The sequence below is a fragment of the Streptomyces sp. NPDC047061 genome (assembly GCF_040643955.1).
In the GTDB taxonomy this organism is placed as follows: Bacteria; Actinomycetota; Actinomycetes; order Streptomycetales; family Streptomycetaceae; genus Streptomyces.
The window spans coordinates 56,572-68,728 of record NZ_JBEYVI010000008.1 but is presented as its reverse complement, the minus strand read 5'-3'; the positions used below and the strand labels follow the sequence as shown (position 1 = coordinate 68,728).

12 protein-coding genes are annotated in these 12,157 nt (G+C 69.8%); 4 read left to right on the top strand and 8 right to left on the bottom strand.

Annotation, left to right across the window (positions count from 1 at the left end):
• Positions 1-14 precede the first annotated feature (14 nt).
• On the bottom strand, positions 15-665 hold the full coding sequence (locus ABZ887_RS14890) for a TetR/AcrR family transcriptional regulator (protein WP_361288227.1): 651 nt from the start codon (positions 663-665) through the stop codon (positions 15-17).
• Between the two features lie 91 nt (positions 666-756).
• Here ABZ887_RS14890 and ABZ887_RS14885 point away from each other — a divergent pair, with 91 nt between their 5' ends.
• Positions 757-1,623, top strand: coding sequence for an NAD(P)H-binding protein (locus ABZ887_RS14885; RefSeq protein ID WP_361288224.1), 867 nt, complete (start codon positions 757-759; stop codon positions 1,621-1,623).
• A 99-nt stretch (positions 1,624-1,722) separates the two neighbouring features.
• Here ABZ887_RS14885 and ABZ887_RS14880 read toward each other — a convergent pair whose 3' ends face one another.
• Positions 1,723-2,892 carry a serine hydrolase domain-containing protein gene (locus tag ABZ887_RS14880; RefSeq protein WP_361288221.1) on the bottom strand — a complete coding sequence of 390 codons (1,170 nt, stop codon included), beginning with the start codon at positions 2,890-2,892 and terminating at the stop codon, positions 1,723-1,725.
• Positions 2,893-3,041: 149 nt separating this feature from the next.
• Between ABZ887_RS14880 and ABZ887_RS14875 the strand changes: the two genes are divergently transcribed.
• Positions 3,042-3,746 carry a Clp protease N-terminal domain-containing protein gene (locus ABZ887_RS14875; protein WP_361288218.1) on the top strand — a complete coding sequence of 235 codons (705 nt, stop codon included), beginning with the start codon at positions 3,042-3,044 and terminating at the stop codon, positions 3,744-3,746.
• 76 nt (positions 3,747-3,822) lie between these two features.
• Here ABZ887_RS14875 and ABZ887_RS14870 read toward each other — a convergent pair whose 3' ends face one another.
• Positions 3,823-5,718, bottom strand: a complete 1,896-nt coding sequence (locus ABZ887_RS14870; RefSeq protein WP_361288215.1) for an N-acetylmuramoyl-L-alanine amidase — start codon at positions 5,716-5,718, stop codon at positions 3,823-3,825.
• A gap of 409 nt (positions 5,719-6,127) precedes the next feature.
• Between ABZ887_RS14870 and ABZ887_RS14865 the strand changes: the two genes are divergently transcribed.
• Positions 6,128-6,580, top strand: coding sequence for a hypothetical protein (locus tag ABZ887_RS14865; protein ID WP_361288212.1), 453 nt, complete (start codon positions 6,128-6,130; stop codon positions 6,578-6,580).
• 394 nt (positions 6,581-6,974) lie between these two features.
• Here ABZ887_RS14865 and tgmC read toward each other — a convergent pair whose 3' ends face one another.
• The 4 genes from tgmC to ABZ887_RS14845 are packed head-to-tail and all read right to left on the bottom strand — an operon-like array spanning position 6,975 to position 9,794.
• Complete coding sequence (gene tgmC, locus ABZ887_RS14860; protein ID WP_361288209.1) at positions 6,975-8,177, bottom strand: ATP-grasp peptide maturase system methyltransferase; 1,203 nt, start codon at positions 8,175-8,177, stop codon at positions 6,975-6,977.
• Positions 8,174-9,157: an ATP-grasp ribosomal peptide maturase gene (gene tgmB, locus ABZ887_RS14855; RefSeq protein WP_361288206.1), complete on the bottom strand. Its 984-nt coding sequence runs from the start codon at positions 9,155-9,157 to the stop codon at positions 8,174-8,176. Before tgmB ends, tgmC begins: the two co-directional genes overlap by 4 nt.
• A 3-nt stretch (positions 9,158-9,160) precedes the next feature.
• The gene (tgmA, locus tag ABZ887_RS14850; protein WP_361288203.1) at positions 9,161-9,427 is read right to left on the bottom strand and encodes a putative ATP-grasp-modified RiPP; all 267 of its coding nucleotides are present in this window, start codon (positions 9,425-9,427) and stop codon (positions 9,161-9,163) included.
• Between the two features lie 43 nt (positions 9,428-9,470).
• The gene (locus tag ABZ887_RS14845; protein ID WP_361288200.1) at positions 9,471-9,794 is read right to left on the bottom strand and encodes a hypothetical protein; all 324 of its coding nucleotides are present in this window, start codon (positions 9,792-9,794) and stop codon (positions 9,471-9,473) included.
• A 349-nt stretch (positions 9,795-10,143) separates the two neighbouring features.
• Between ABZ887_RS14845 and ABZ887_RS14840 the strand changes: the two genes are divergently transcribed.
• Positions 10,144-11,424 (top strand): transcriptional regulator, encoded by a 1,281-nt coding sequence (locus ABZ887_RS14840; protein WP_361288197.1) that lies wholly within the window; start codon positions 10,144-10,146, stop codon positions 11,422-11,424.
• On the opposite strand, the gene ABZ887_RS14835 is transcribed toward ABZ887_RS14840, so the two are convergent.
• Positions 11,405-12,067 carry an HAD family hydrolase gene (locus ABZ887_RS14835; RefSeq protein ID WP_361288194.1) on the bottom strand — a complete coding sequence of 221 codons (663 nt, stop codon included), beginning with the start codon at positions 12,065-12,067 and terminating at the stop codon, positions 11,405-11,407. The two genes, ABZ887_RS14840 and ABZ887_RS14835, sit on opposite strands and share 20 nt — an antisense overlap.
• Positions 12,068-12,157: the final 90 nt, after the last annotated feature.

Here is a 12,157-nt window from a genome sequence, read left to right as displayed (position 1 = left end):
TTCTCAGGGGCGGCTCACTGGAGCGAGTCGAGCCAGCGGAGGAGACGGGCGCCTTCGCGGTTCATGATCTCCGGGTCGCGCAGGGCGTTGGCCAGAAGTGACATGCCCTGGTAGCCGGCGACGAGGGTGAGGGCCAGGTCATCCGGGCCGTCCGGGCCGTCGGCGCTCCCGTTCGCGCTGCCGTCCGCGCTGCCGTCCCCGCTGCCGTTCGCGCCGGACAGCCCCATCTCCCGGAACTGCCGCGCCGCCCAGTCGAGCAGCCGCCGGATCACCGCGCCGGCCTCGGCGTCGAGGGTCCCGTCGGTGCGCTTGCCGAGCTCGGCGGCCAGCGTCCCGGTGGGACAGCCGTACCGGGCGGCGACGTCACGCTGCTCGACCCACGCCCGGACCAGCGCCTTGAGCCGGTCGCGCGGATCGGGCAACTGGTCGAGCCGGGCGGTGAGTTCGTCGAGATGCGCGGTGTGTTCGCTGAGCGCGGCCTGGACCAGCTCGTCCTTGGTCTTGAAGTAGTAGTAGACGTTCCCGACGGGGACGTCGGCCTCTCGCGCGATGTCCGAGAGGGTGGTGCGCTCGACGCCCTGCTCGTGCAGGACCCGGGCGGCCGCCGCCATCAGCCGCTGCCGCTTCTGCGACGCCCGCGCCCGCCGATCCACTGAGTTGGTCACCCAACTAACTATAGACAACGCGGGGTTGGACCGTGCTAGCGTGCGAGTCGGCGATATAAGTCAGCCAACTAACTCACTCCAGGGGAATTCGATGATCACGGTGACGGGCGCGACCGGCAACATCGGCCGGACGCTGGTGGACCTGCTGACCGAGGCGGGGAAGGACGGCGAGGCGGCGGAGTCGGTGGTGGCGGTGTCCCGGCGCCCCCAGCAGGCGTCCGGTGGGCGGCCCGGTGTCCGATGGGCCGAGGCTCATGTCGGTGACGCGGCGAGCATGCGGGCACCCCTGGCCGGCGCCCGGGCCCTGTTCATCGTCCTGGGCGGCGAACTCAACGCCCGGGGCGAGGACCCGAAGCTCCTGCTCCGGGCGGCCGAGGACGCCGGCGTCGAACGGGTCGTCCTGGTCTCCTCCCAGGTCAGCGCGACCCGCCCGGAGGCGGCCTCGCACGCCCGCCTGCGCGAGTTCGAGGCGGCGGTACGCGCGTCGGGCCTCGACTTCACGATCCTTCGCCCCGGCGGCTTCGCCTCCAACGCCTTCGCGTGGGCCGACACGATCCGCGCCAAGCGCACGGTCTTCGCCCCGTTCGCCGACGTGGCCCTCCCGGTCGTGGACCCGGCGGACATCGCGGCGGTGGCGGCGACGGCGCTGCGCGAGGACGGCCACGGGGGCCGCGTGTACGAGCTGACCGGTCCGGAACTCATCAGCCCGCGTCAGCAGACGGCGGCCGTCTCCGCGGCGCTGGGCGAGGAGGTGACGCTGGTGGAGCTCCCGCGCGAGGAGGCCCGCGCGGCCATGGCCCGCTTCATGCCGGAGGAGGCGGTCACGGGCACGCTGGACGTCCTGGGGGCGCCGCTTCCGGCGGAGCTGCGGATCAGCGCGGACGTGGAGACCGTGCTGGGGCGCCCGGCGGGCGGGTTCGGGGGGTGGGTGGGGCGCAACGTGGCGGCGTTCCGGTGACGGGTGTCTTTGACGGGTGTCTCTGAAGGTGTCCTGGGCGCACGTACGCTCGTGCGTCCAGGACGGTCAGGACGGGTCCCCCTGGGCGGACCCATCCGGTCACGACGCGGCTCGTACCGCCTCCACGAGAGCCGACGCACGCGGGTCCTCGGCCCCCTCGACGATGCTGTTCATGACGTACCCGAAGGCGATGCCGTGCTCGGGGTCGGCGAAGGCCAGTGATCCGCCGCGCCCGGGGTGGCCGAAGGCGCGGGGCCCGGCGAGGGGGTTCGTCTCGACGGGCAGCATGTACCCGGAGGCGTACCGGGTCGGCAGCATGATGACCTTGTCCACCCCACCGGCCTGCTCGGCGGTCGCCGACGCAAGCGTCTCGGGGCTGAAGAGCCGTACCCCGTCCACGTCCCCGATCAGTGCGGCGTACATCCGGGCGAGGCTGCGCGCGGTGCCGATCCCGTTGGAGGCGGGCAGCTCCGCGGCCTGCACCTCGGCCGAGTTGAAGTCGATCTCGGCGGGGTCGGTGACGGTGAACGCCCTGTTGCCCAACGACTGCGGATCCTGCAGCGCGGCGACGTACTCCCGTACCTCCGGCGGCACGAGGTCCAGCGGTACGGTGCTCAGATCGACCTCCGGCTTCGGATACACCATCCGGCTGACCCGCCCGCGCTCGGCCGCCGGCAGCCCGATGAAGAAGTCGAGGCCCAGCGGCCCGGCGACCTCCTCGGCGAAGAACCGCCCCGGCGTACGCCCGGAGACCCTCCGCACAACCTCCCCGACCAGCCACCCGAAGGTCCGCCCGTGATACCCGTGCGCGGTCCCCGGCTCCCACTCCGGCCGCTGTGCGGCGAGGGCGTCGACCATCGGCTGCCAGCGCAGCGCGTCACCCACCGGCACCGGCGGATCGACGGTCACCACCCCGGCCCGGTGCGACAGCAGCCACCGCACCGGGATCTCCGCCTTCCCCTCCACCCCGAACTCGGGCCAGTACGCGGCAACCGGCGCATCGAGATCCAACTCCCCCCGCTGGGCGAGCAGATGGGCAACGGTGGCGGTGACGCCCTTGGTCGCGGAGTACACGAGCTGCAAGGTGTCCCGCTCCCACTCCCGCCCGGTGTCCGGATCGGCGACCCCGCCCCACAGATCCACCACGGGCCGCCCGTCCCGGTACACGCAGACAGCGGCCCCGACATCCCCCCGCTCCGCAAAGTTGGCGCGGAACGCCTCCCGTACACCTTCGAACCCGTCGGCCACTTCCCCGTGGATAGTCGTCATGCCCTCATCCTGGCACCGGGTCCACTCTCAAGCAGTCGATGCCGAAGGCGAGTTGGAGCAGCGGGGCCCGACCCGTCCGGTGCGACCGCTCCTGAGAAAATCGTCAATTACAAGTTGACGTCCACGGATCGTCAACTTAGGATTGACGCATGAGCCCACTCGACATCAGCCTGGCCGACTTGATCGCCCGTCTCGACGAGGAACTCCCCGAAGCCGGCGAACTGGCCCGCATCAGCGAGGCCCGCCTGCGCGCCCAGACCCTGTCCGACCTCGGTGACCAGCTCATCGACCACTACGTCAGCAAGGCCAAGCAGGTCGGCGCGTCGTGGACCCAGATCGGCGACGCGATCGGCGTGTCCAAGCAGGCCGCCCAGCAACGCCACGCGCCCGCCGCGTTCGAGCGGTTCACCAACCTCAACCGGCACAGCATCGTGCTGGCCCAGGAGGCCGCCCGCACCCTGAAGCACGACTCCATCGGCACCGAACACCTCCTCCTCGGCCTCCTCGGCGAACCGCAGGGCCTGGCCTACGAGGTGCTGGTCGCCGGGACCGAGTCGGAACAGCGCATCCGCGACGCCGTCCAGGCAGCACTCCCGCCGGCCGGAGAGAAGTCCCTGCGGGGCCACATCCCGTTCCACGAGGAGAGCAAGGAAGCCATCAGCCAGGCCCGCCGAGCGTCGACCGTCCTCGGCCACGACTGGGTCGGCACGGAACACACACTCCTGGGCCTGATCCGCGTCCCGGAGAGCCCGGCCGCCCAGATCCTCCGCAACCTCGGCTTCACGCCGGAGGAACTCCACGAGACGGTCAAAGCCGAAATCACCAGGCGCCTGGCCGAACGCGACGGGCGCTGACGCATGGTGCCCAGGAGGCCGGAACCTCCTGGGCACCACATGCACGTGCGTACGTCGGTGAGCGGTAGGCGGACCGTCAGCCGTCCGTGGCCGTGACGTCCGAGGCGTACACCAGGGCCACCCGGTGGTTGTACTGGATGGTGTACATCGCCTTGGCACCGGTGACGACCGCGCCGCTGGACGGGAAGAAGTCGTCCGTGAGGGACGGCGCCGTGGTGGCCACGTACGCCTGACCGGCCGGGACGGTGTACATGCTCAGCGGGGCCTGCGTCGAGGGCGACAGACCCGCGGGGTACTCGGCGGCGTCCGGGTAGCTGGACCCGTACACCGCCACCGGCGAGGTGCCGTTCGCCTCGATCACCTTCACCCCGTGGGCGGGCGCGGTGTTGCAGCCGTGCGGGTTGTAGAACCACACCTTCGAGCCGCCGTACCAGATGGCCGTCCAGTCCCCGTCCTGCCCGGCGACCACGAACTGCTGCCCGGCCGCCGCCGTGCTGCCCCAGTCGTTGATCCGGTCGGTGCCGGCCGCGCCGGGGTGCAGCGCCTGGTCCCCGAAGAGGGGAGCGGTGTCACTGGGCCCGGTGCGCAGGTACACGAAGTTCGACGGCTGCTGCGTCTCGGTGCACGCGGTGGTGGCGCCGGTCGGGTCGTCGGACGGGCAGATCTGCACGGTCTGCAGATTGTCGTCGAAGCGCGGGGCGATGGTCACCACGGAGCCGACGGGACCGACGCCGTGCCGCCCGGTGTGCACCCCGAGCAGGCTCATCAGGCGGTTCCAGTCCCAGGACGGGCCCGGATCCCAGTGCATGCCCGAGACGAGGGACGACTTCGGCCCGGCGACGTTGTCGTGGCCGACGATGTGCTCGCGGTCCAGCGGTATGCCGAACCGGTCGGCGAGGTACTCGACCAACTCGGCCGTGGCCTCGTACTGCGCCTCCGTGTACCAGGTGGCACCGTGCGCGGCGTAGCCCTCGTGCTCGATGCCGATCGAGTGCATGTTGGTGGAGTAGTTGCCCGCGTGGAAGGCGAGGTCCTTCGTCGGCACCATCTGCGTCACCGCGCCGTCCGAGGACCGCATGACGTAGTGCGCGGCGGAGCCCCCCGGCTGCGTGAAGAGGTTGACGGCGGCGTCGTACGACGTCTCGGTGTCGTGGATGACGATGCTGTCGATCCGGATGCCGTTGGCGGGACGGTTGGAGACCTGCCCGTTGGACGGCGCCGCCGGAACGAAGGTGCACGCGACGGTGGCCGGGCACTCGGTGTCCGTCGTGTCCGCCGACTTCAGATCCAGGACCTTCAACTGACCGGTTTCCGGCTCGACATCGCTGTCAGCCGCCAGCCGTACGTGCTCGCCCTCGGCCGTGGTGCGGCCGACACCCTTCTCGATGGTGGCGAACACCCGCCCGGCGAAGGCCGCCGCCCCCTGCCGCTCGTCGGACTGGCTGTAACGGGCCACCGCCGCATACCAGTTGCCCGGATCCGCGGAAACGGACCCGATGACATCCTTCTGGTACGACGCGAGCAGCGCCGCGCCGCCACGGATGTTGGCCGACGGATCCTCGCGCAACTCCTCGGCCGACAGCCCGGTCAGCTTCGCCGCGGCCTGCAGGGTGTGCAGCGCCGGATCGGCGGCCAGCTTCGCCAGATCCGCACGCCCTGCCGCGCCCGCGTCGCCGCCGGCCATCATCGCCGGGGTGACGTCCGTCAGATGCATCGGCCCGTAGCCGCCGTCCGTGCTGTACTCCCCGGCGTGCGTGTCCCAGGCCGACTCCTGGTACGCCACCGCCAGCAGCACCTGACGCGGCACGTGGTACGCGTCGGCGGCGGCCGTGAACTCCTGTTGCAACGTGGTCGTCGCGTCCGCGACCCCACCGTCGGCCAGCGCCGGCACCGGCACGGCCGCCCCACCCGCAACGGCGAGCGCGGCGACGGCGGTCAACAGGGCCGGACGTCTGGAATTCCTTGTGCTCATGAAAAAGTCCCCGAACCTCGGAGGATCGAATGGCGGAATGGAGGATGCGTACGACGGGACATCGGTTCATCAACCGCGCCGGTATGCGCACGGCTCCGCGACCTACGCGGGGCTCCGCCCGTCGGCGCCCGGAAGCGGATGATCCTCCTCGGGGCGAACCGGAGTCAACCTCGGTTGAAAACAGGGAACTTGAGTGTACGGAGGGTTGGTGAAGGGTGCGGTCGGGCGAACGAAGCTCAGGTGAACACCGCGTCCGCCGCCGCTTGCCTTCTCGTGCTGCCTGAGCGTCAATGTGGGTCACCTGACGACACGTCAGGACTGTGAAGTCTCCTTCAGGAGGGGCCAAGCCATGAGACTCGCGAGACGCACGAGATGTCCGAGCCGCACGAACCGGAAGTTACGCGCAGCGATGACCGCCACCACGGCCTGCGCCGCTCTGCTGGCCGGTACCGTGGCGCTGGCCCCGGGGGCAGCCGCGGTGACCCCGACGCAGGCCACGACCCAGTACGACTGCGGCCTCCTGGGTTGGGCCGACGGCCAGTTGACGGCCACTCAGACCGGTACGTTCGTGACGATCACCATCGAGCTCTCCGTGACCGCCCCCCTCGCCGTCCCGTGGTACAGCATCTCCTCGACCCTGGAGCTCGACGACATCAACACCGGACGGCCGGTCTTCTTCGCGGGAACCGTGAACCCTCCCCTCTCCGCAGGCGACCCGATCGTCCTCGGCCCGCTCCCGGGCACGGTCGAACCCGGCGAGAGCCTGGACGCCTACGGGCAGGAGCTGACCTTCCAGATGTACGGCATCAGATTCTCCTGCGAGGCGGTCTTCCCGTTGTCCCCGGGCCCCTTCCAGTTCTGACCCGCCCCTCCACGGCCCGGACGCCACCCCGACCCCCACCGCCTCGCGTCCTCCGCACCGGCCGACCTTTTCCCAGGCAGCTCCCAGCCCACCCCGGCCCCGCCAACTCCCCACCCATGGCCCCTCACAACCCACCCAAGGGCCACCCGACGCAAGCCCCACCCCACCCTTCCCGGCCGCCCGCTTCTTCCCCGTGCTGGAGTGAGCCGAGTCAAGGGTCGGCCGAAGGCCGATCGGCGCCAGCCGACGCGGACGCGGAGCGCAGCGGAGCGGGAGCGCCCTTTACTCGGCTCGCGGAGGCACGACACTGACGAAGAAGCGGGCGGTCGGGGCACCTTGCAGCCAACAGTTCGGCACGTTCACCTCGATACCGGGCCCCACCCCCAGAAGCAGTTCAAGCCCCCGGCAACTCAAGACCGGACACCTGCGCGTGGACCAGCCCCTGCTCTCTCCCGCACACCCGCAGCCTGAACGACTCCGGCCCCGGACACCCGGCAGAGTCGAAGGCGTCGACGACCTCCTCAACGCGCTCCCACAACCGCACAGGCCCGGCCTCCCGCACCTCCCACCTACCGTCGCAAGGCGTGAGCGTCGCGGCAGAGCCATGGACGACGTCGACCAGGTGCACGACCTTTCCCACGGTCGTCATCTGGGCGTCGGGAACCGCGCACTGGGCAAGAAAACGCAGATGGAACGCCTCCGGATTCGAGGCCGTGATCCGCTCGGGACCGTACCGCGCCGCCCTGGCCTTCTCCGGCAACCCCGCCGCCCAGTGGGCGGGGACCCCGAAGGCCGGAGCGGCGTGCGCCCGGACCGACATGAAGGAGACGGTGCCCGGCAGCAGCGGCCCCTCCGCCGCACCGTCATCCGCGACCGTGAGGAGGACGCGCGCATAGCCGTACAGCCACCCCGACAGCGTGAGCAGGATCTTCCCGCCCGGCCGAGTCTGCGCGACGAGCGCGCCCGGCACGGAACGGAAGGAGCAGGCGGCCACGATCCGGTCGAAGCGTGCCTCGGGCCAGTAGCCGTACCGCCCGTCGGCCACGGCCAGGGTCGGCGTGTAGCCACATCCGTACAGCGCGTCCGCCGCGACCGCCAGCCGGTCCGGATCGACGTCGATGCTCGTGACATCGGCGGACCCGAGCCGCTCGCAGGCCAGCGCTGTGGAGTAGCCGCTGCCGGTGCCGATCTCCAGCAGCGTGTGCCCCTCGTCCAGGTCCGCATCGGCCCACATCCGCAGGACGAGCGACGGCAGGGTGGAGGAGGAGGTCGGCGCCCCGCCGTGCCGCGTCCCGGGCGCACTCCAATCCGGCTCCCTCTCATCGAACTGGGTGATCAGCGTGGCATCGGAGTACGCGGCGGCCAGCCACCTGCCGTGGTCCGATTCGGCGGTGACCGGCTCCCACACGGTCAGCCCGTGAGCGTCGGTCTCCCCGGCCGGCAGGTAGAACCCCGGCACGAACCGATGCCGAGGCACCTCTTCCACTGCGGCCAGCCACCGCGGATCACTCACCGACCCGTCCCGCGCGAGTTCCTTCGCCAGCGTCCGCCGAAGCAGAACGGCATTGCCGCTTCCAAAGTCATTCGGCGTTGTCATGTTTTCTCGACTTCCTCTCTGCTCAGGATCTCGGCGAACGCGTCCGCGATGGCCGGGGCGTCCGGCAGCCAGCCCCACTGTCCATTCGGATTGCACTCGATCGCCCACCAGTCCTCCGCGGCCGTCCCGTCACCGGTGAGCGCGAAGTCGAAGCAGCCGAAGACGAGCCCGAACGAGGCCAAGTAGCCGTGCAGAGCACCCTGCACGGACTCGGGCACGGTGACGGAGGTGTGGACGAGACGGCCCCAGTCCCCCCGACGCCAGTCCAACGCACCGTCCGGTGTGCTGATCCGTTGCGCGAAGACACGACGCCCGACCACGGTGACCCGCACATCCCCGGTCTTGGGAATCTCGGCCTGAAAGAGATGCGCGGTCACCACGACCGAGTCGTCCAGCGCACCGGGCTCGATGCGCTGCGCCCAGATCGCCCCGGCACACCCGTCATTGCCCTCCGGCAGCCCGCGGAACGACTTGTAGACGACGCGTTCGTACTCGGCCGCGAACTTCCGAGCCTCCTCCACGTCATTGGTGACCAGGGTCGCCGGAACACGCAGACCGAGAGCGGCGAACTTCCGGAGCTGGGCGGGCTTGAAGTCGGCGCGGGCCACGGCGGACGGGTGGTTGACGTACAACGCACCCCGCAGACCGTGAAGCACACCCCCGAGCCCATGACGTGCCTCGGCAACGGAGAACTCCCGCGACTGCCGGGGCAACTGGTGGAAGCGAGCGGCGTACGGGGTCGGCCGGCGCCAGTAGACGGCCGTCACGGCCTCCACATCCACCTCCCGGCCGGCAGTACGCAACCGCCCACCCCACGTCGAGCCACCGCTCTGCCCGAGCCGAAACCCGAAGACAAGGCCCGGCCCGACATCCCCCGGATCAACGCGTACGACGGCCGTACCGCGCTCGTTCAGAGCCTCGATGACCAGGTCCGCGGTGACGTCCTCCAACGCGGTGAGCACCAGAACGACGGACTCCACCGCTCAGTCCGACTCGTAGTCGGTCGTGCTGTCGTCCTGCGTCTGCGGCTGGGGCTGCTGCCCGTCCCCACCACCGGACACCGACGCCGTCCCCGCCGTCTTCGACGTCCCGTGCTTCCCCATCTCCACCACCCGACCGGCGGCGTCCGTGTACACGGCGGTCTGCGAGACGGCATCCAGCGCTACGGACACGTACGGGGGAGGCCCGACCGGCAGCCGATCGGTCACCAACCGCATGGCCCAGGGCGTCTGAACGGTCGTGGTCGTCATGTGATTGCTCACCATTCCTTTCGAGGTGCTTCGAGCGGGAGGATCAGACTTCCGAGCCTGCGGCCAGTCGTGACCGCCCCCTCCTGACCAGAGCTGTGACAGAACGCGGGGTGCACAGATCGCCCTCGTAGCGGGGCGGAACCAGCCAGTAGGTGCCCGGGGACTGCTGCCGGTCGAGCCGTGGCACGCCGAGAAAGGTGCCATACCCCAGACACGTGGCAATGTCGTCGTACGCCCAGACCAGACCGGCGTGTCCCTGGATCAAGGCGTAGTACGTGCCGCCGGCCACCCGGCGGTCGTAGATGATCGAGCCCCCGAGGAGCAGGCCGAGACAGACGGCGACCTGGTCCGGGTCGCTCGAATCCACAGCGGCGTGCACCTCGTCCGACGCCATCCGCACAGCTGCGAACCGATCGCCGAGCGGTAACAGGGCCACACCCTGAACCATCCACTCGTGCCAGGCCTGCGCAGGCGTCGGATGGGCTCGTGCGAGCCACTCGGAGATCGCTCTGTCCAGGGCCTCTTGTGTGTCCACAACCTGCCTCCTGTCCTAGGAACAACACAAAGCCTCCAGCAACCATGTGTCAGATTCGAGGACTTGGAAGGGCCTCTGATAGGACTTGATAAGGGCCTCTACGACTCCTTAGGAGGGAGGTCATGCCTGAAACAGGGCCCTGTGTGGGAGAGTTGGAGAAGCCGTAGCAGGAGGTGCTCCAGTGCCCAGGCCCACCGGCAACATCCGACTCAAGGCCGCCCGCGTAGCCGCGGGTTTTAACTCCCAGCAGCATTTGGCCGATGCGCTCACCCAGCACGCCAAGGAGATGGGCGTTCGAGGGTTGTCGATCGGTGTACGACAGGTCCGCCGCTGGGAGTCGGACAACCCGCCCTGGCCGCAGCCGGACTGCCAACGCGTTCTTGTGCATCTGCTCGGACAGAGCATGGAGGCGCTGGGGTTCACGCCCCCGTGGGGTTCCGACAGGCCACAGCACGCAGAGCACGCCCGGCGTACCCCGGTCATCGGCGACCGGACAGTGCTGGGAGGTCGGGCCTCACTGCCCCGCAAAGTCGTCGTGACACGCCAACCTTCCACGGTCGGTGTCGATTTCATGGCGGTGACCCGCTCGCACCGTCGGCTGTACTGGTCGGTCGCACCGGCAGAGCTTCACCCGGCCGTCGTCGCACACGCGACGCTGGGGTGCGCCCTGTTGCCCGAGACGACGGACTCGTCACGTCGTGAGGTCGCTGCCGCCATGGCGGAGACCTACCTCCTCGCGGGCCGCATCGAATTCTTCGATCTCCGCGAGCCGAGTACCGCCAACGACACCCTTCTGCTGGCACTGCAGGCGGCGGGAGAGGCGGACGACGCGCTGATCGGCTCGGCGATCATCGCGCACATGGCATTCGTCCCGGGCTGGGTGGCGGATCGCGACGGCGCGCTTGAGCGCATGACCGCAGCGCGCACCTACGCACGGCGCGCCCCCGCTTCTGCCGAGTTCCTGGCCTGGCTCGACGCCGTGGAGGCGGAGTGCGAGACGAGATCGGGCAACACCCGCACAGCGCTGCACCTCCTCGGCCACGCCGAGGACATCCTGGCGACGGGCAACGAGTGCCCTTCGCCGGAGTGGCTGGACTGGTTCTCCCCGGCCCGCCTGGCGGCCTTCAAGGGCAACACCCAGATGATCGCCGGCCACCTCCCGCAGGCCCGCGAAAGCCTGCTGCGCGCCCTGGCCGCGATGACACCGGCCGAGGACAAACAGCGCTCGGTCGTCTACGGCGACCTGGCAGCCGTCGAGGCGACTTCCGGGAACCCGGAGCAGGCGTGTGAGTACGCGGGCAAGGCCCTCGACCAGCTGGCGGTCACCTGGTACGCGACCGGCATGGACCGGGTGCGCGAGGTACGCCGTGCGCTTGCGCCCCACCAGGCCGAGCGCTGCGTACGAGACCTCGACGACCGCCTGTACGACTGGTCGACGACTCTCAGTGCGCTGGGCCGTTGAACCGACTGATCAGGTACGGCAGTTCAAGCAGCGACTCGACCCTGAAGGTCGGCAGTTCTCTGGCCTCGCGGTCATTCCACTGGATGGTGGCCCAAGGCCCGCGGCGCACGAGAGCGGTGAGCATGCCGGCCTGTAGGGCAGGTCGAATGTCGTTGTCGCAACGGTCTCCGACGTAAAGGATCTCGCTGACGTCGAACGGTACGGCGTCGCCGACCCGCTTGAAGAACTCCAGGTCGGGCTTGCTCGCCCCCCAGTCGTCCGACGTACCGATCAGATCGACGTCCTCCGAGAACAGCTCACGCAGAATCCGCCCCGCCCGCACCGTCTGGTTGCCAGCGATCCCGAGCCAGAGCCCGTCAGCTCGCAGGGCCGCGAGCGCAGGCCTGACGTCCGCGTAGAGATCCTTCTCCCCGAAGGACTCCGGCCGCCCGGCGGCGGCCCGCTTCTCCCGTTCCTGGTAGAGGTCGAACTCGGGTCGGAACTCCTGAAAGACCTCCCGGTAGTCCCGCCCCTGGGCGATCACGGCGCCGAACATCGCGTGGAAGGTGTGCCGAGGCACGCCCAGCCAGTCGGCCCAGGTCCCGTACTCCCTGGTCTCGTCCACCAGGCACTCACCTACGTCGAAGACCACCGCGCGAATCATGGGGGGCAGAGTAGTAGGCACGGAGATACTCAAAACTGCCACCGTTGCGAAGAGACCCGCTCCCGATCACGGACGGTACTCGGGTGGTGC